Origin of the sequence: Sporolactobacillus shoreicorticis, assembly GCF_024125445.1 — a bacterium.
Classification (GTDB): domain Bacteria; phylum Bacillota; class Bacilli; order Bacillales; family Sporolactobacillaceae; genus Sporolactobacillus; species Sporolactobacillus shoreicorticis.
In genome coordinates this window covers 49,366-68,955 of record NZ_JAMXWM010000026.1, presented here as the reverse complement: position 1 = coordinate 68,955, position 19,590 = coordinate 49,366, and the positions used below count along the sequence as shown (strand labels likewise).

Below are 19,590 nucleotides of genomic sequence, written 5' to 3'. Positions count from 1 at the left end.
GTCATCTTCTCAAAGTAGCATAAGTCTTTTTTTATTGTCCTTGACAAGGGATACAGTTCACTGGCACACTTTTGGCACACTTTGATATTGGGTCTGAATAAATTGATTGCTGCTGTAATGCTTAATCTGGGTCTCTGCGCTGGTTTGCAGATGAATAAAGCCACTCAGTTTATCGGCGACTTGAAAGCTGCTGTTCGTATATAAGTGTCCGTAAGTTCCGAGTGTCGTTTGAATGTCTTTATGACCCAGTCGGTCTTTGATCACCAAGGGATTTTCTCCCATGCTGATTAAAAGTGAGGCATGAGAATGTCTTAACCCGTGAATTTTAATGCGATGAACATGAGCAGCTTTCGCATATCTTTGTATCGCATAGGCAATTGTCCATTTTTGAGTCGGGATGCCATTGTAAGACAAGATAAAATTCGTTTGACACAGGGTGCCCTGTAATTCTTTCCAGTCTTAAAATTCTTCCTTTGTCCAAAAATCAATTTCTGTTTTTGTCTTTTTAATGTTTCCAATGGTTTTTGATGGATTGTCTTTCATCAAACCCAGGACGATGGCTCTATCAAATGCCAAGGATAGTAAACCTTGTATGCCTCGAACGTATTGGCTTGAGTACTTTTGGGTTACACGGATTTGCCATTTTTGCATGATCAATGGCGTAATGTCAGACAGGCTCATTTTGTAAAAATAGGCAAACTGTTTATCGATGAGGTTTTTCCGGATTTACAGTTTATCATGTGGCACTTGCTCCTGTTTTTACGGGTATTTTATCAACACTCTTTATGAATGAGAGATTTAATGTTCTTGGTTGGTTAGGAACATTAATTTGTTTTATGGGTGTTGCGTTAATTTCTAGTTGCGTTAATTTCTATAAGTACGGGTGGGGATTTTCGGTTTAGTTTAGGAGCTCTTTGGGTCTTACTTGCGGCCTTTTCGGAAAGTATTTATTTTGTCATTCAAGCCGCTTATCTAAAAAAATATGGAAACATTGCTTTTACATCGTATACTATTTGGGCCGGAACTCTATTTATGTTTTTTTCTCCCCAGGAGTGACCAAGGAAATTCTATCAGCATCAATAAGAACTAATTTAAGCATTTTATATTTAGGTTTATTTCCAACAGTGATTGCCTATTTTGCCCTAGCCTATGCTGTCTCTCATATCTGATCGTCGAAAGGGTCTGCTTCAATTTATTTAACCCCCGTTTTTGCTTTTCTAATTGCATGGATTTGGTTTGGCGAGGTACCAACTTGGTTTTCTATCCTTGGAGGAATAATAACAATAGTTGGTGTATCATTAGTTAATATTGGAGTTGTTTCAAAAAAATCAAAACAGGTTCAAGAAAAAATTAATATTGAATAACTCATTATCAAGTTATATTTTTGAGACGAATTTTTTCAAGACACTTATTTGAGCAACTAAAAAATGCATAGTTGTACAACAGAGAATGAAGAAAGTTGGAACTTGATATGGAGTCTCTATTATGGGAATGCTCGCAGAGATCCTTGTTAGTGATCAGGCGTTTTGACTTGGACCAAATGAAAAAGTGAACACTCAATCTATCAAGCTTTTTTTGTGTCCAATAATAATATTTTTTAACAAAAAAATGGAGAAAAAAACAATCAGCTTTTTTCTCTTCGATAATATTTTTGTTTTAGACTAACTTTAGTGACAAATGTTATTGTAAGTCAAAAGTAAACTTAGACATTAATGTAGCAAATTAATAAGATCTGGCCAAATTGGAGGTGTATTCATTAAACTAATAAATACAGCGAAGAAAAATGCTATGTGATAAAAATTACAAATTAATTTTTTCATTATTCATTCCCCCTATTATGTTTATAATATTAGTAACAAATGTTATAATTGTCAATGACAACAACGATAATAACTTGAGAGGATACAATGATTGATGAATTATATTCAAAATATCAAGAAATTAAGACAAGAATATGGATTTACTCAAGGTGAATTGGCTGGCCCTGGATTAAGTAGAAGTATGATTAGTTTAATTGAAAGCGGACGGAGTGTCCCTTCGCTTAAAACGTTGGAAATAATTGCAAACAAACTTGGCGTTTCGGCTAGTGTACTATTAGAAGATACTTCTGTAAGGGATTCAGGGGAACGAAAAATTGATCTATCGCTCATTAATGAAAAAATCACTATTTGTCAAACCCTAATTAAAGCAAACAAACTTTTAGAAGCTCAAACGGTATTAAGAAAAACTTTGAATGAAACTAATGATAGTGTGATTTATAAAGGAGTTTTACTAAATTATCAAGGACAGATTTTAATTAAGCAAAAAGAATATTGTAAGGCAATTGATATTTTTGAGGAATCGCTCTTTTACTTTGATCCTTCAAAACATATGAAAAATATAATTGATGTTTACCTGAATTTGGCGCAATTATACAAAAAAGTGGGTAATTATTCCGAAGCCATTGATCGGGCCTTATACGGACATATCTTAACTGAATCTAAAAGTATAGACCTTGAAAGCTCATATAAATTTAATTTTCTTTTTGTTCTTGCATATTGTTATTGCAAGAAAAAAGAATTTTTAAAGGGTAGACAGACAATTAGTCAAGCCTTAACGATGATAAATACTAATGAAGTCAATAATATCAATGGTGACTTGTATATGCTCAAAGGAGTTTCAGAATTATATTCAAATGAAAATATTGAAGCGGTCAAATCATGTAAAAGAGCGATAGAAATTTTCGAAGTATATGACAATAAAAAGAGAATTTATGAGTGTTTACTTAACTTGGGAATAGCCTATCGCAAATTAAATAAATTGCATCAATCCTACGCCGCTATTTTGAATAGTTTTGAGATCGCCACTAACTTAGATGAGGTTATGCATGTTCAAAATATCATTTACGAATTGTCGCTAACTCTTTATTTGCTTAAAGAGTACGATCAATCGAAAGAATGGATTAGAAAAGGATTAAGCATAATGCCGAGTAATGTTGAGTTTGATGGGATGTTAAAATATCAATTATCAAAAATTTATCTCAAGGAGAAAAATGTTCTGGAAGCAGAAAAATTAATACTGGAAGCTCTTGATTGCTTTAACAATGATGTACATTGGCAAGCCCAGTGCTTGCACCATAAAGCTGATATACTACACGAAAAATTAGATAAAGAAAATGCGTTTCTAGCAATGAAAGAATCCTCCCAATTAATATTAGCTGCCGCTTGGAGATGATTCTAAAAAATTGAGTTATTTTGATACCCAATAAGTTATAAAATATATGGAGGCACTTATTTCCTGCATAAAGTGAAGAAATGGTGCCTTTTTCCTATATATAATCTGACTAAGTAAAATCCTAATTCCATGCATGGGATTAGGATTTTAAATTGGTTCAATTCCTAACCGCTTTACTGGCGAAGGCTCCTGCCAGTTCTTCGATCTCTTGTTTAAGACTATCAATTTTCTTTGATTTATCTTTGTCTTTACACCAATGCCCTGTGTATAGGAGTCTGCCTCATACCTATGATGCAAAAGGAAAGAGTTACAGTAGATTGGGACGACTTGGCATGGATCTAGTCAAATTCATCGACTGATGACCTGAAGCTTCTAATTAATTTTCTGTATAATTAGAATTTTTCGGTTTATTTATTCATCATTTGATCTTTTAAAGGATAGGATAGTATTTTATCTTGACCAGATGAATAACTTTTGTTGCCTTTTGACGACGGTCATTTATGCTAACGTCAATATTTCTAAACCATCCTGCATTAAAGTACAGGGGGGGTTGCGACTGAAGTCACCATTCCGACAAAAACCGGTTAAAAATTCCCTGCTCAAGAGTTGAACTCAATCTTTGATGATTTTAAACGTACCATCAACTCGACCTCTGTCTTGGTTTTCGATGTATTGCTTAATTGTTTTCTCTGTAACTGTCTTAACTGTTCGGCAAAAATAACCGAATGCCCAAAGGTGTTGTCCAATATTTTGCCTTAATTCCTTAAACGCTTCTTGCAACATCTTTGAAGAACACCTTTAAACCTAAATTTCCTCAATTTTTCCCGTAGAATCTTATAGCCATTTTAGTCTTTCACACTACGTGATACTGAATACCGTACACGATATGGCTTCCATAGTGGATATATCCCTTTACCTGGACATTCCTTTCAGAGGCCACTGAAGTGCTATCGTGTCCTAAAAGGATCTACTGGCTTAAAGCCAGGTTTGGGCCATGAATTCGTTGACTAACATGAAAAGATTTACTTGATGTGCATAAATGACGGAAAAAATGGATATAATCTTTTGCTTTATCAATCTGTACGAATTTTGGAAGCGACGAATACATAATGAATTTTTTAAAAGAATATTTTTCAAAAGGACATGATTATGAGTAAGATAATATGAAATAAACGTGAACATATTGATATTGTTATTAATTTAATCAATAAATGTTTTATAATTATATCAATAAGAAATAAATACTAACATTGATTAATATATTGACTTATAAAGTTTAAAATTTTGGAGGATAAAATGAAAGCAGATACATATTACATGAGTCTTGCTATCGAGGAAGCACAAAAAGCAATTAACAATGGAGAACTTCCTTTTGGAGCTTGTATTGTAAATGATAAGGGAGAAATTATTCTAACAAGAAATACTTGTTTGTCAGAAAAGAGTACTGTTCACCATGCTGAAATTAATGCATTAATTCAAGCGTCAAAAATAAAAAAATTTGCTGAACTTAAGGAATATACTATTTTTTCAACTTCTGAACCATGTTTAATGTGCTTTGGAGCTATTACGTGGGCAAGAATGTCAAAGGTTGTGTATGGTACATCTATTAAAGACTTAATTAAAGCGGGATTTTCGGAAATTAATATTAATACAAATGAGCTTTTAGATAAAGTAAATTACAAAATCACTGTTGTTCCAAATGTTATGCGTTCAGAATGTTTACAACTTCTTAGAACATGGTGTAAAAAACAAAGAATTTTATCATGGGTTTTTAAAAACAATATTTAAGGAGTTTAGAGATCATGAATGATGATGAAGAAATTATATACATCTCAAATGTTTTCAGATCTATACAAGGAGAAGGCATTTATGAAGGGGTTCCATCGGTGTTTGTAAGATTGCCAGGATGCAACTTGAATTGTACATGGTGTGATGAACAACAGAATATGCAGCGTAAAAAATATTCCCTCAAGAGAGTTAGTGAGATTGTAAATTCTTTTGCGACAAGACATGTCGTCATAACTGGCGGAGAACCGCTACTTAGTAGAAAAATAAAAAATCTAATAGAAATTTTCAAAAAAAGCAATCACTTTATTACTATTGAAACTAATGCAACAATTTTGAGGGAAAATATAAATTGTAATTTTGTGAGTATGAGTCCCAAATTAGCCCACTCAGAAATGGGAAATGATACCGTTTTGGGTGAGAAACAAAGAATTAAACCTACCATTATTGATTACTATATTGGTAGATATCCTTACCAGCTTAAATTTGTTGCAAGAAATATGGAGCAAGATTTTAATGAGATAGAACATGTACTGTCACTATTAAAAACTTATAACAGAGAAAGAGTACTAGTAATGCCTTTATCTAATTCAAGAATGGATCTATTTAAAGTTCAGCAAGAAATGATTGGATTATGCATTAGACATCAATTTCGATATGCAAATAGATTACAGTTGCAAGTTTGGGATAATGGAATAGAAGCTTAGAATCAAAATATTAATAAAGAGGTGTAGTAAATTGTTAAATAAGGTATTCAACAATCGCCTTGATGATTTTTGGGTTTACCCACGGTTAACAAGAAACAAACATAAGAGAGAATTTAATGATAATTTTTTTGACTTTCTAAATAATCCGAGAATAAAAGATACGCCCACTAATTTATACGTTCATATACCATTTTGTGATTCGAACTGCTTTTTTTGCCCTTATTATAAAGTATTTGGCAAAAAAGGACTGGAGAAATATAAAGATGTCTATATTGATTCAATAATCAAAGAAATGAGTTTGTATGGTAACACAAATTATATAAGAAAAAAGAAAATTTCATCAATTCATTTTGGGGGAGGTAATCCCTTTTTATTAAATGTTAAAGATTTTGAAAAGATTATTCAAGCGACTAAAAAATTTTTCAACTTCAAAGTCGATCAAAATATCTCTGTTGAAGGATCGATCAATTGTATTACTAATGAGAGTCAGTTAAAAGATTTGTATAGTATAGGGGTCGATAGAATAAGTTTCGGAGTTCAAACCTTTGATCCCAAGATTAGGAAGAATATGTACATAAGAGCAACACTTGAGGAGCTTTACAAAGGTATTGATCTTATTAAAAAGTTTGGGAAAATGAAGTTTTGTGTTGATATGATGTACAATATGCCAGATCAAAATGAGAAAATATTTTTGAACGATTTAAAAAAAGTTAATGAAATAAATCCCTATCAGATGGACTTGTATAGTATGGCTGTGTTTCCAAACACTAATCTTGATAAAAAAATTAGAGAGAGAGACTATTATACTTTAAATCCTTCCAATGAAAATTCAATAAGGATGTTTATCATTGCTAACAATTGGCTCAAGGGTCAGGGATATAACCAATTAACTATTAACACGTATTCCAGATACCAAAAAAAGGTACACATTGGAGATAAGGTTTATTTAAATAATGGCAATGTAATTGGACTAGGAGCTTCATCTAGAGGCTACATTGATGGTTATGCATATAAAAATGTAGTTGATATAGAAGCATATATTTCTGAAGTGATGAAATTAAATTATCCTGCCGAATTAAGCTTAAAATGTTCAGAAGATGAGCATAATGATCGGAAAATGGTTTTATTCCCAATTTTGCTAAAAATACCCAAAAATGAAATACCTAATTATTCAAGATATAAAAATAAATTGGATGAGTTAGTGAATCACCACATACTTGAATTAGATGATGAGAGTAACTATAGAGTAACTGATAGGGGTCTTCCATGGACTGGAAATATATCTTCGTTGTTTATTAATAAAGACGCGTGGGATGCATATTTGCAATCACTTATGATATCTCTGAAAAAAGGATTTAATCCATATAATGAGGATTATATGGGCTGCAAGCATGAAAGGAAGGAAAAAAATGCTTTATGAAACGCTAGTAAAAAATGTAAGGGAAAAGGGTGATTGCCTTGCCTTGATCTACAACCATATAAAAGTAACTAATTATGGTTTATTTCAAAATGTGCTTTATACTTCAACTTTTTTAAGTAAGCATAGTGTCAATAGAAAAAGAGTAGCTCTGTGTATGCATAATTCTTTAGAATTAATTATCAATCTTTTAGCATTATCTAAGAACAATTGTTTGATCTTGTTATTAAACCCAGCCAATATAAAAAGCCTGAAGGACAAAATAAAAGTTTCAGAGGTAGATGTTACCCTTGTAGAAGATTATTTATTTAGGGATTTTGAAAATATGTTATACGACAACAAAATACACGTATTGACTAGAAGCCAATTACCTAAATACTCTAATTTAAATGATAACTTTGATCTTAATGTTCTTAATGTTAATGAAGAGAAAAGGATCAATAATTATGAGCTTATGCAGACATCTACAGGAACTACAGGAAGAGCAAAGATTGCTTTTAAAACTAGTGAAAACCTGTTATTAGATGCACAAAATATAGTAACTTTATACTCCTACAAGACTAACGAAATAGTTTATTGTCCGGTACCAATTACACACGGATATGGTTTAACAATGGGACTTACAGCGTGTCTCTTTTCAGGAGCAACTCTACTAATACAACGTTTCTTTGACTATAAAAGTTTTAGCTTAATATCTGATGCTTATAAACCATCTCTATTTGTTGGTATCCCAGCTGTTTATAAAATGATAAATGATCATTCAGATAAACATATTAATACAAGTAGTTATAGGACCTTTCTTTGTTCAGGCGATCCACTAAATAGTGAAATAGGGCTTGAATTTTATGAATGTACTGGAAAATGGTTGAGTCAAATATATGGAATGATGGAAGCAAGTCTTATCAGTGCAAATGTATGTCCAACATCTTCTAATTTCATGAGTGTTGGCAGACCACCTGATGGAACAAAAATTAAGATAAAAGATGAGCTTATATTCATAAGATCAAAAACTATTTCTGATAAGTATAAAACTAGAGAAGGTGAAAAAGAAATTAATTTGATAAACGGATATTTTTGTACAAATGATAGGGGATATTTTGATAAGAATAATTATTTGTTCATAAAGGGGAGAAGCGGTTATGAAAACAATAGTAGGAAGGCACTTTGAGTTTGAGGCTAGTCATCAATTACCGGAAAAAAATGTATATGGAAAATGTAGCAAATTGCACGGCCACAGATATGAGTTAACTATTGAGGTAATGGGGGAAATAAACGAAGAAGGATGGGTATGTAACTTTTCTGATGTAAAAAAAATTGTTCAAGAAAAAGTGATTAGTAAATTTGATCATTCAAGTTTAAATGATTTTTTTAAAATTCCGACTGCAGAAGTAGTCGCATCAAATATATTTAATACACTAGAAGAAAGCCTGAAGGGACAAAATTATTTTCTCAAAAGTGTGAAGCTCTATGAAACAAGCAAGTGCTATGTGAAAATTACTAAATAAAAGAGAGAAAGTGTATGAAAATATGAGAGATATTCAAAGTACTATTGATAATAGACATGTCTATATTGATCAAGTAGGTATTAGTGATTTCGAGATTCCAGTGCAATTTGACCTAAAGCCTAACTGCATTAAAAACAGTGTTGCAAATGTTAAATTTACCGTAGCATTGGATGAAGAAAAGAGAGCTATTCACATGAGTAGAATGATTGAAGTCTTAACCGAATGGGATAAGATAATTAATTTTAACTCGTTAGTTGAATTGCTCCATAAAATTAACCAACGATTAGATGCTAAAAGCTCCTTTATACAGTTAGATTTCGATTTGTTAATTGAAAAAAGTAGCCCTGTTTCCAAAGTCAAAGGATTCGTTGCCTATAAGGTTAGTCTTAGTGGAACTAGTGACAAACCTAATATAATCACAAGAATTAAAGTACCAATAACAACGGTTTGTCCATGTTCTAAGGCGATAAGTGAACGTGGGGCGCATAATCAACGCGGAGAAGTAAATATTTCTATTATTATTGATAACTTTAACGATATCCTAGACGTAATTAATATAATTGAAAAAAAAGCCGGATCGGAGGAACTGTTTTCAGTTTTAAAAAGAATTGACGAAAAATTTGTTACAGAACATGCCTATGATAATCCTAAGTTTGTTGAGGATGTCATTAGAGACGCAATTATTAATTTAAAAGATAAATATAAGGTACTTGAAATTGAAATAAAGAATTATGAATCTATTCATAATCATAATGCCTATGCATATATTGGTAGAGATAAAAAAGGAGATAAAAAATGAGAAAATGGAAAGATGTTGAAACAGATCTTAGAACATTTATTCGCAAAAAAATTAATAGTAAAGCATTGATTCAAAGTAATTATGACGATGACACAGATTTATTTAGTTCAAAGATAATTTCTTCGTTATTTTTGGTTGAGTTAATTGTCGAGGTTGAAAACATGGCAAAAATTGAAATTATTACTGATGATGTGTCTGTTCGAGATTTATCTACAATTAATAATATTATAAAAACCGTAAAAAGAAAATATGAAATTTCGTTTAATAAAGAACTAAATAAGCTATAGATTTTCTATAGATATATTTAAATGTTTTTAGTGTATTCTGTGTGATTTTTATTATAAATTTATTTTTTAAAATTGGTAATATTCTGCATTCAATAGCGATTTGATTCAAAAGGAGGTGAGTAAAAATGAAATTTCTTAAGAAACTGTTCTCACATAAAAAAGAAAGTTCCCTAGTAATTACTTCATGATTATTATTTGAATCAAAATTTCTGCTAATACTTTGATTAGTCAATCGCTGTTGAAAACAGATATTATAAAGAGATTGGGAGTTTTTAGTTGTTTTAAAATATTCTCCCAGTCTCTTTTCATAGTTCTATGTTTTTATAGTAGAGTTGATGAGGGCGGTCTTATATGCGGTTGTTTTTCTCTCCATCCATTGGTAGATAGAGTTATAGTAATCGATAAAATATTTTCCAACTATCATATCTAGGTTACTGTGTCCCCGTCAGTTTATGTTGTAGTAACGATTCGTAAAAAAAGTAAAGATTATTTGGGCATGGTTTGAAGTATTGGCTGTTTGGTCTATGAAATCTAGATTATAAATTAATAAAAAAGTGGCTCATTTCTGGTTCACCATAGGACTTTCCGAAAATTATAGAGAATACATATTAGTCTGCCCAAGTAGCAAAGCTCAATTTGTTACCTCTGTTGTCACTAAGGGGAACGAATAGCACTTTTTTCATTACAAAAGTAGGAGGCATATTATTCATGAAAAAGTTACTTCCCTTAGCTGAACCTATATCATTTCATAGTCCCTCAATTACTTATTTGCTATCAATAATTGAATTAAATGAAAATTTTAGAAATTGGCTGGTTGATAATTTATTAAATATTTATGTTCCAAAAGATTATACTTTAAGATTGGACGGTTTTTTTAGAACAAATGAATTTTATAATTGCCCGTTTTTAACTTGTTCTGCACTATCTTATGGTATTTTAGACAATATGAATTTAAAATTTAGTAAAATAATTGAATTTTTAATTCAAAATAATTGCTATATTTATGGCCTGATTAATAGAGAGCCAATACGGTTATTTAATAGATCAAAAACAGCTCATAATATGCTTATCTATGGATATAATTCATTCAAAAAAAGAATCAGTTTTTGTGATTTTGTCCCCCTTCAAGGAGGAGAAAACGGTGAATATAAAAAATTACAGTGTTCTTTTAGAGAGATGAATAAAGCAATAAAAAACTTTAATGGTGATAATTATGTGAGAGAAGAAGACGTTTTATATTTGTTACATATGAAACAGAATGTTAGATATAAATATAATATATCTGATCTTAAGAGATCAATAAAATATTTTTTGAATAGCACTAACCTAATAGAGTGCAATATTGGTTCTATTTATCTCCAATATTATTCTGTATTTTCAAATGAAAAGGAAGATTATTGTTTTGGAGCAGCCTGCTATGACTTATTAGCTGACCAGATTCAAAAAAAAGACTTTTTAATGGTGCGTCCTCTCGTTCTTATTAAAGATTATGCTGTTTTATGGCAAAGAAGATTAAATATATTAAAAGAAGAAAATATAATTCGTGGTAATTCTGAATTATTAGATGAATTGATTAATGAGGTCATAGATTTATCTAAACGAGTAATCATTTTTTTCTTGAAAATGGGGTATGTTCATTCTTCTCAAATAAAAAATCGAAAAATAATGAAGGCTGATATATTAAAATTGAAGAAGAAACAGGTAGACTTTTTGAAAAATGTTCTTAAATTAATTGATTAAAATTCTCTCTGGAAGATTTCTTAATATACGAGGAGGAATGCATTATGTTAAAAGGTAATTTACAGAAGTTTTTATTTGCAGATTTAATTTCTCAATTTGGAGCTGGGATGACAATGTCCGCAATGACATGGTATGTTTTGGATATGAGCAATAGCAATCAGCTTGTTGCTGTCACAGTTAACGTTAATATTATCAGTGGTTTAATTATGGCAATATTTGCAGGAACAATTGTTGATTATATTTCATCAAAAAAAATAATAATATTTTCACATTTTTTACGCGCTATGTTGATTTTGATTCCCCTCTTATTGATAGCTTTGAAAGGTTATAATGTTTTTTTTATTTTTTTATTAGCTTTAAATAATGGATTGGGTTGGAACCTTTACTATCCGGCTTCAAAGGGGTTGATGCAGGCAATTACAAATAAAGAAAATTTACTGAAAATTAATTCAGGGGCAGAAATAACAATGCAGGTGGGGCTTTTTTCTGCGGGAGCAATCGCAGGAGTACTATATAAATTGATTGGATTTAATATGATTCTTGTTTTTGGAATTTGCATTTTCGTCGCTTCAATTATTGTTACATACTTAATTAATGTAGACGAGGAAAAATCTTCTTTTCAAAAATCGTCGAGTTTTGTTAGATTATTCAGGGAAGGATTTATATTCCTATTTTCTCATAAACGTTTCTTTTTATTTGGAATAGTGCTTTATATTCCATTTATCGCTTCTAATGCATTTAATATTGCTTTGCCTGGTTTCGTAAAGCAAGTCTTACATTCAAGTTCAACTACATATGGATTTATTGACATGATGTACGGTGTTGGAGCATGCATTGCTGGTTTAATCATAATAAAATTATCAAAAAAATGTTCCAAAAATGTAATCATAACAATATGCTTTTCTATTGCAATTTTAAGTGGAATTTTATTTTTTATGAATCATTCAATTGTGATAACTATAGTGTTAACATTGATAAATGGTTTTTGCGGACCGGGAATTCGATCAATTGTTTATTCAATCATTATGGATGTAGTACCTCATTCCTTGATAGGAAGAGTTATGTCAATATGGAACATTGTAAGCTTAGTCATTCAATCTACTATTGCTGGTATAATTGGTAAATTTATGGATATCTTTGGGTCTGAATTTGGTTTCCTCATATATTCATTTATTATGATTCTGGGGATTATTATATACTATTTGACAAGAAATATTAGTAAGTTTAATTTGGCGAAAATAAATACAGTTAAATTATAATACACAATATATTTGATATTTGGCTCCGACGAAGTATAACTGCTATTAATTTAATGGTATTCATTGCTACATTTGTCATAGAGTTGTAATCCAACCTCTCAAACAATATACGTTAGACGACATGCTTTTTGAAAAATTTCCTGTTTTTTATTACTTAAGAGGTGAAGTTACTTGAAGATAATTGCTGTCCATCTGGGTGATAACCTAATGCAAACAGATATTAGCAAACTGATATCGTTTGTCAGTGAAACGAGAAAAAAACAGATTAAGCGATTCATTAGAGAAAAAGATCAATGTAGCAGCTTAATTGGTGAGTTGATGGTTCGTAGGTATTTAGAAATAAAACTGAGAATGGATAGTAAAAATTTGACATTTAATTATAATAAATATGGGAAGCCTTTCCTTAAACATATAAATAATTTTCAATTTAATATTTCTCACTCTGGGGATTGGGTAGTATGTGCTTTTGACAAGAAACCTATTGGAGTAGATATTGAGAGAGTAACTAGTGTCGATTTATGTATTGCTAAAAAGTTCTTTTCAAAAAAAGAATATTATCAATTATTACAAAAAAATCCCAAGGAAAAATTAAGTAGTTTTTTTAAATATTGGACCGCAAAAGAGAGTTACATAAAAGCAATCGGAAAAGGACTATCGATGCCATTAAACTCTTTTTATGCAGCAATTCACAAAGAAAAAATAGTGTTTCATTCATTTGAAAACAACGACAAGTGGTTTGGAAAAATCTTCAACATAGATTTAGCATACAAATTATCTATTTGCTCAAGGACCAACTTGTTTCCCGAGCAAGTGTCAATCTTACAGGATAAGGAAATATATAAGTACTTTACTATAAAAGAATAGAAAATTGTATTTCTGATAGTTGCTAGAGGAGGGATGACTTAACATTATGGATGTTACAGCAAAAATCAAATGAAAAATTGTTCGGGTTTGACCTAATCTGTAAAATTAAGTCCGGGAAACCTGGGTTCCTCGAATGCCAGTAGATAAATTTGATGGCGTCACCTTTATTGCACTAACAGTGATTAGTTTGGTATTAATAACATTAGGATATATTGGCTATCGCAAACGAGATATAGTTGAAGGTGCTTGAAGAAACTGGATCTTGTTAAAGAACGGAAACAATAACTGAATATGAGAGTCATTTGTATACATCTGGAAATGTGTGTATTGCAAATGCCTTTTTTATTGTTTAGGAAACTATAAATAGCGACTTGTGGATAACTCTTCGAAAGATGTCCCCTGGACTCAGAGATGGTGGAAAGAAAATGAACGAAAAGAAAAAGCGAGATGAACGAGACCTTGAATGGCTCGGGGAAGATTCATTGAGCGAACAACGAACTAACATCATCACGTTTCAATGCCAAAACTGTGACAAAGAGGATGACATTCCTGATTTTGTGGTGGATGAGTTCAACTATGATCGCGAAGCTGACCAAGAGCTAGAGGTGGCATGTCCTTATTGTGGAGGCACGATGAAACAAGCGAGAAAAAGTCCCAAGTAATTTGACTTTACTTGGGACGTAAGAAGATAGCGTTAGCGATTTTATTAGTATTTTAAAAGAGGCTTTTAAAACAGCCTCTTGATTAATGAGACTTTCATAAATATCTACCAAATAATTTATATTGTTAACTTTCATTAAACTTATCATGATTTTTCCGTCCATTATTTCTTCATAATGGATTCAATAAGTATAAACATACGCAACTAGTACAGTTATTTTTCTGATCCATCTTTTTAGCGACAATTTATTATTGAACTTTTCTGATCATCATAACCAGTACACCGCCGACAATGGCTATACCTGTTAAAAAGGGTAAGATAGGAAGATATTGTCCGCCAACTATATCAAAGAGAATGGCTCCCAGTACAGGACCGAGAATCTGAGCACCGGTGTTGGCAAAGTTAAGGATGCCAAGATCCTTAGCTGCATTTTCAGCGTTTGGCAATACTTCCAGATTTAGAGCCTGATCGACTGAGAAGAAAATTCCTGAACCAATACCTGCAACAATCCCATACCACAGCATTGAAGCTGGCGTATTAAAAATGAATGGAAGCAATGTCCCGGCAGCGATCAATAAAGCCGATAAGGCAACTGGTTTTTTACGCGTCTTTAACTTGTCTGAGATTGGCCCGGAAATCGGTGCAAAGATTAAAGCGGTAACCATTGTGGCAATGCCCATCAATGAGATGTATTTACCAGCCGGGGTTTGGTCAAGCCCCATACCACTGGTAAGAAAGAATAGCTGATAAACGCTGAATGCAGTGACGGCAATGTTGATGAGCATTTTACCAAATAAAGCCAAGTACAGATCAAGCGCATTGTGAACTGGGAAGACAAAGTACCGTACAAAGGAACTCCAATCCATCTTTGTTTTTGGCATGTTCAGACTGGATTTTTCTCTCATAATAATCGCTGCAACTGGTCCGGAAAGCAACATAACGAAGGCAAGCACATAATATCCAGTGTTAACCATACCCGGGTTGGCATCATTTAAGAAGACTCCTCCAACTACGGGCCCACCATATTGGCCGATTATATAACCCGCTGCGTAAACTGATGAAATCATTCCACGATGCATCGGAGCCACTCGATCGGCAATAACAGCAATCAACGGAGCAACGATGAAATTAATGAACGTCTGAAGCAAACACCAAAGAACGATGAATAGTGGTAATTGTTCTTCAAAATTTACCATTCCAAGGCCAATCATAACAGCGGCAGTTAATACAGAGCCCGATAAAATCCAAGGCGTACGACGACCCCAGCGCGAACGAGTTAAATCTGATAAGGCACCGATAATGATTGTGGTGATGGTAGAGGTAACAGCTCCCAAGGTTCCAAGTAAAGCAAGAAAGTTGTTAACGCCAGCACCTGAACCACCCATAATGTTACTTAATTTAGCAGGATTAAGTACTGAGTTAAGACCCATAAATGGTCCTAACCATAACAGCGCACCAATACCAACTGCAAGGCCTATGAAGATAGGAGTCTTTGTCTGTTGGTCATTAGTCATCGTTGCGGACCAAACGCCACCAGCATCTGTTCTGGTATCTAATTTCAATTTAATAACCTCTTTTCATAATTTAATTGGATAAAACATCCATACCCCACGGTTTCAGTTGAAAGGTATCTCCTTCACGGGTACTGAAATCGCTCATTATCGACTTACCAGCCGCTGAACAGAATTGAACTGTTTGTGGTTGATTTGAATAGTTGAAATAAAAGTCTAAAACATGATGATCACTTGTGATTAACCGTTTGTTGATAATTGGGAAGACTTGACCTTGACGAGAAGTCCAAAGGTTTGTCTTCTTAAGGATGTATGTGTATAATTCGGTGATTGATTTTTCATTTAGATACGTACCGGCATAGAATGCATGACCCTTGCCATATTTGTGCTCGGTAATCGCTGCATACTTTCCCCAATATGGGTGATCATAAGCGGCCAAGGTCCTGCCAGTTGTTGGCGTTAATAATTCCATCCAGTACTTAACTGGTTGGTTTTGAATCCCATTTAACTCTTCGATTCCAGTAATGGTCGCATTCTGTTCAGGCTTACCTGTTCCATAGTTTCGGTTGGGTTCAACAAATAGTTTATACTCTGCCCCAATGGTCTTCGAAATTAATGCCGGTTGTATTTCTGTACGAACCTTAACATCTTGATTCGTGAATCCCGAGCGGAACGAATATAAAACATTACCGCCATTTTTGACAAAATCGTTGAGCTGTTGAATCTGCTCATCAGTTGCTGAATACAGCATCGGAACAATTAATAAATCATAATTATCATTGTTGATCCGTGGATCACCAATTTGTAAAATGTCTGCTTCAACGTTCAATTTGTACAGTGGGTCGTAGTAGGAACGAAGAACATCGTTATATTGGTGTTCGGGTGTCTTATCGAAAATTGTGTCCTTGTAAGGGAACCAATCAACCGAACTCAATGCTTGATTGCTTACAACAAAGGCAACCTCATTTTTCTTCTTTGTATTTAGGAAATTTGAACCAATGTCCCTTAATTCTTTACCAATCGTTTGGGCTTCGTTATAAATGGGATTTGGCTGGAAATCATGGCCCAATAATCCTTTCCAGTATGTCTCATAGCTGTTGTGGGTTGAGTGCCAGTGCCAGTAACTAATCATGTTAGCACCAGACGCAATATGTGAGTAAGCCTGTAATTTCAATTGATCAGGATATGGAACCCAGTGTCTAAACGCTTGAGCTTCTGTTTCCATGACAATGTAATTCTTGCCTTTGGTGGAACGAGCAACATCTCCACAGAATGAAATCTCAATTCCAGTCAGGTTATCTTGAGCTGGATGATAAACATCAACAGCAGTGACATCAAATGGTTTGGACACTTCAAAATGATTAGCGTCCGCATTCAGACCATAGGATTGTTTTCGCCATTCAAAGTCAAAGTTGTTCGTGACGAATTGATCATTGCGTTTGTATTCGTTTACAATGTTGACCTGCCAAGTTAAGAAATCAGTGACGAGCGTTCGCTTAAATGCTTCAAAAGCAGTCCCAAAGCTACCGTTGATAGTTGAATTAACGGGTGGGAAATCATCCCAGCTGTTAATCCGGTTGCTCCAGTAGTCAAGTCCATAGGCATGGTTCATTTTTTCCAAATCGCCGTTGAATTTCTTCTTCAACCATTTCTGGAAAGCAGCATAAACATTTTGACTGCTTGTATCGAAGTGTTTCGTTTCATTGTCAACCTGAAATCCGATAACGTTTGGCTTATTAACGGTTCTTTCAATCATCTTGCGAATAATTCGCTCTGACAATGTTCGAAACGTCGGATTCGTGATGTCAATTACCTGTCTTGGACCATATTGATGTTTACCTTTTCTATCAGTAAGCATCACCTCCGGATATTTTTTTGCCATCCAGGTTGGAATAGCATAGGTTGGTGTCCCAACGATTACATCAATACCAGCTTCTTGCATGGTATCAACAACTTTATCCAATTTGGTAAAATCAAAAATTCCTTCTTGAGGTTCGTACGTGCTCCAAGTACTTTCACCAATTCGAACAACGTTAAGATTGGCCTCTTTCATCATTTGAATATCTTTATCGAGCCGATCATATGGCAGATATTCGTAGTAATAGGCGGCACCATACAAAAAGTTTTTAAATTTCATTAATAGATTCTCCTAACTTAGAATAATTTCTATAGATTTAGAAAGCGCTTTCCTATCCGTTTATATTATGTCCCTTCATACAACCTTTGCATATTGGATAATCGACTTTATATTTATCCAAATATGACATATAATTAAAAAAGAAAGCGCAAACATTTATTAATACCCATTGGAGGACAAAAAATGGATTTCTTAAAAAATGCAAAACGGCTACCGGTCATTGACTGGAATCTGACTTTTTTTGGGGCTCACGAACAATCGGTTGGAGGTGACTGGATTGTTCCTATAGAAAAGCACTATGCCTTTGAATGCATATACATCCTTGATGGGCAAGAGTTTGCAAACATTCGTAATGAGATTTTTGCCTTAGAAAAGGGTGATTTTTTCGTCATCCCACCTGAATTTTCACATAAAGTTTGGGCTGGCAAAACGTTAAGATATTTCTGTTTTCACTTTGACATTGATGATCCGAGCTTGAAAATTCAATTAATTCAAGGCTTAAAATACTACTATCCCAAAAACTCTTCTCTATGTAAAAAGGTAACGCCCCACCTCCTTACATTGAATTCATTGATTGCTGCCTCCACATTTGATTTCAATACGAAAATGATTATTCAAATTGAGTTATCGAAAATATTGCAGCTTTTCTATGATGCAGCTAGTCAAAAGATTGGTGATATATCCTCCACACAAGTTGAATATTCCAGAATAATTGCTGACTTTATGAAAAGCAAACTAACCAATCAAGTATTGGCGTATATCAAGAACGGTTACGTTCCGGACGAAAAATCGGTAATTGTCGAAGATGCTATAAAGCAGGCAGGAATAAGCAGTGGTTATGGATTTAGAATTTTTAAGCAAACCTATGGAATTTCACCGAGAGAATATCTGTCCAAGCTCAAGGTAAATGAAGCAAAAAAGCTCCTGATGAAGCCCCAATATACAATCAACGATATCGGCTCATCGTTGGGATACAGCAGTCTTGCAAACTTTAGTCGTCAATTTAAACGATGGACAAATATGTCACCTCAACAATGTAGAAAAGAAAAAATTAATGCACAGATTGAACATTTAAGAACTGTAGAAAAATTCATTGATGATATTCTTATAAAGTGTCATCTTGTCGATTAATAATAATTGATATTTGAATTTTGTGAGTGTTTTGTTAAATAATCTTTGATATTTCGAATAATTCTGATGCATTAAGGCATGGCAGGACACGGGTCCATCGTTAAGAAACAAGAGAAAATAAGAAGCATGATAACTCTTGGAAAAGTCCTCCTTTCATTCTCGGTAAATAAGCACATACCATAAGACACCATTTAAGGATTATCCTTTTGTATTATTTACACAGAACGTTTCACTCTATAAATTAAACAATAAAAATTCAAACGATTCTTTGGCATAAACATTTACACGCAGTGCATTATGTGCTATATTCAACTTGAAAAATGTTTGCGCTTACAGCAGAGATGAAGCGGTCGCGAGGAAGGGAAGTGTTCAGCGATCATAAAATAGAAAGTTTTCGCAGCTTTTGTTGTCGTTGTGCAAGTGGTTTTTGTCGAAAATCATGTGAAATAGTTCACAAATAATCCCATTTAAAAACTATTTGAAAGGAGTAGATGCGATGATTCGATCGTCTTAATGAATAAAACCGATATGAATGCATCCGATTCGTTTCAATGCATCTGAGTGAAAAATCAAG

The 19,590-nt window shown here is 33.1% G+C and carries 17 protein-coding genes and 3 pseudogenes; 16 read left to right on the top strand and 4 right to left on the bottom strand.

Annotation, left to right across the window (positions count from 1 at the left end):
• Positions 1–57: 57 nt before the first annotated feature.
• Positions 58–711, bottom strand: a pseudogene (locus tag NIE88_RS17390) (tyrosine-type recombinase/integrase); the annotation flags it as partial.
• A 29-nt stretch (positions 712–740) separates the two neighbouring features.
• Here NIE88_RS17390 and NIE88_RS22870 point away from each other — a divergent pair.
• From NIE88_RS22870 to NIE88_RS17385, 3 genes and pseudogenes are all read left to right on the top strand, one after another.
• Positions 741–902, top strand: a complete 162-nt coding sequence (locus NIE88_RS22870; RefSeq protein WP_373689454.1) for an EamA family transporter — start codon at positions 741–743, stop codon at positions 900–902.
• 279 nt (positions 903–1,181) lie between these two features.
• Positions 1,182–1,364: pseudogene (locus NIE88_RS22865) on the top strand (EamA family transporter); the annotation flags it as partial.
• 550 nt (positions 1,365–1,914) lie between these two features.
• The gene (locus NIE88_RS17385; protein ID WP_253064040.1) at positions 1,915–3,213 is read left to right on the top strand and encodes a helix-turn-helix domain-containing protein; all 1,299 of its coding nucleotides are present in this window, start codon (positions 1,915–1,917) and stop codon (positions 3,211–3,213) included.
• Positions 3,214–3,825: 612 nt separating this feature from the next.
• Here the strand turns inward: NIE88_RS17385 and NIE88_RS17380 are convergent.
• Positions 3,826–3,996: a transposase gene (locus NIE88_RS17380; RefSeq protein ID WP_253064039.1), complete on the bottom strand. Its 171-nt coding sequence runs from the start codon at positions 3,994–3,996 to the stop codon at positions 3,826–3,828.
• Positions 3,997–4,509: 513 nt separating this feature from the next.
• Here NIE88_RS17380 and NIE88_RS17375 point away from each other — a divergent pair.
• The 12 genes and pseudogenes from NIE88_RS17375 to NIE88_RS17325 all read left to right on the top strand — a co-directional run bounded on the left by NIE88_RS17375 (position 4,510) and on the right by NIE88_RS17325 (position 14,238).
• The gene (locus tag NIE88_RS17375; protein ID WP_253064038.1) at positions 4,510–5,001 is read left to right on the top strand and encodes a nucleoside deaminase; all 492 of its coding nucleotides are present in this window, start codon (positions 4,510–4,512) and stop codon (positions 4,999–5,001) included.
• Between the two features lie 14 nt (positions 5,002–5,015).
• Entirely contained in the window at positions 5,016–5,705 is a 690-nt protein-coding gene (locus NIE88_RS17370) for a 7-carboxy-7-deazaguanine synthase QueE (protein WP_253064037.1), read from the top strand.
• A gap of 31 nt (positions 5,706–5,736) precedes the next feature.
• Complete coding sequence (locus NIE88_RS17365; RefSeq protein ID WP_253064036.1) at positions 5,737–7,125, top strand: coproporphyrinogen-III oxidase family protein; 1,389 nt, start codon at positions 5,737–5,739, stop codon at positions 7,123–7,125.
• Positions 7,115–8,290: an AMP-binding protein gene (locus tag NIE88_RS17360; protein WP_253064034.1), complete on the top strand. Its 1,176-nt coding sequence runs from the start codon at positions 7,115–7,117 to the stop codon at positions 8,288–8,290. The genes NIE88_RS17365 and NIE88_RS17360 overlap by 11 nt, the downstream gene beginning before the upstream one ends.
• Entirely contained in the window at positions 8,262–8,627 is a 366-nt protein-coding gene (queD, locus tag NIE88_RS17355; protein ID WP_253064032.1) for a 6-carboxytetrahydropterin synthase QueD, read from the top strand. The genes NIE88_RS17360 and queD overlap by 29 nt, the downstream gene beginning before the upstream one ends.
• Positions 8,628–8,649: 22 nt before the next feature.
• Positions 8,650–9,426 carry a GTP cyclohydrolase FolE2 gene (gene folE2, locus NIE88_RS17350; RefSeq protein ID WP_253064030.1) on the top strand — a complete coding sequence of 259 codons (777 nt, stop codon included), beginning with the start codon at positions 8,650–8,652 and terminating at the stop codon, positions 9,424–9,426.
• Positions 9,423–9,713: a hypothetical protein gene (locus NIE88_RS17345; RefSeq protein WP_253064026.1), complete on the top strand. Its 291-nt coding sequence runs from the start codon at positions 9,423–9,425 to the stop codon at positions 9,711–9,713. Before folE2 ends, NIE88_RS17345 begins: the two co-directional genes overlap by 4 nt.
• Before the next feature lie 708 nt (positions 9,714–10,421).
• The gene (locus NIE88_RS17340; protein ID WP_253064024.1) at positions 10,422–11,453 is read left to right on the top strand and encodes a hypothetical protein; all 1,032 of its coding nucleotides are present in this window, start codon (positions 10,422–10,424) and stop codon (positions 11,451–11,453) included.
• A 44-nt stretch (positions 11,454–11,497) separates the two neighbouring features.
• Entirely contained in the window at positions 11,498–12,712 is a 1,215-nt protein-coding gene (locus NIE88_RS17335; RefSeq protein WP_253064022.1) for an MFS transporter, read from the top strand.
• 171 nt (positions 12,713–12,883) lie between these two features.
• Positions 12,884–13,576 carry a 4'-phosphopantetheinyl transferase family protein gene (locus tag NIE88_RS17330; protein ID WP_253064020.1) on the top strand — a complete coding sequence of 231 codons (693 nt, stop codon included), beginning with the start codon at positions 12,884–12,886 and terminating at the stop codon, positions 13,574–13,576.
• A 130-nt stretch (positions 13,577–13,706) separates the two neighbouring features.
• Positions 13,707–13,826 (top strand): annotated as a pseudogene (locus NIE88_RS23035) (hypothetical protein); the annotation flags it as partial.
• 175 nt (positions 13,827–14,001) lie between these two features.
• Entirely contained in the window at positions 14,002–14,238 is a 237-nt protein-coding gene (locus NIE88_RS17325; RefSeq protein ID WP_253064018.1) for a hypothetical protein, read from the top strand.
• A gap of 247 nt (positions 14,239–14,485) precedes the next feature.
• Here NIE88_RS17325 and NIE88_RS17320 read toward each other — a convergent pair whose 3' ends face one another.
• Both NIE88_RS17320 and NIE88_RS17315 read right to left on the bottom strand, forming a co-directional pair.
• The gene (locus tag NIE88_RS17320; RefSeq protein WP_253064016.1) at positions 14,486–15,799 is read right to left on the bottom strand and encodes an MFS transporter; all 1,314 of its coding nucleotides are present in this window, start codon (positions 15,797–15,799) and stop codon (positions 14,486–14,488) included.
• Positions 15,800–15,821: 22 nt separating this feature from the next.
• A complete protein-coding gene (locus NIE88_RS17315; protein WP_253064014.1) occupies positions 15,822–17,885 on the bottom strand; it encodes a beta-galactosidase in 2,064 nt (687 codons plus the stop codon).
• 183 nt (positions 17,886–18,068) lie between these two features.
• Here NIE88_RS17315 and NIE88_RS17310 point away from each other — a divergent pair, with 183 nt between their 5' ends.
• Positions 18,069–19,016: an AraC family transcriptional regulator gene (locus NIE88_RS17310; RefSeq protein ID WP_253064013.1), complete on the top strand. Its 948-nt coding sequence runs from the start codon at positions 18,069–18,071 to the stop codon at positions 19,014–19,016.
• The last annotated feature ends 574 nt before the right edge of the window (positions 19,017–19,590 follow it).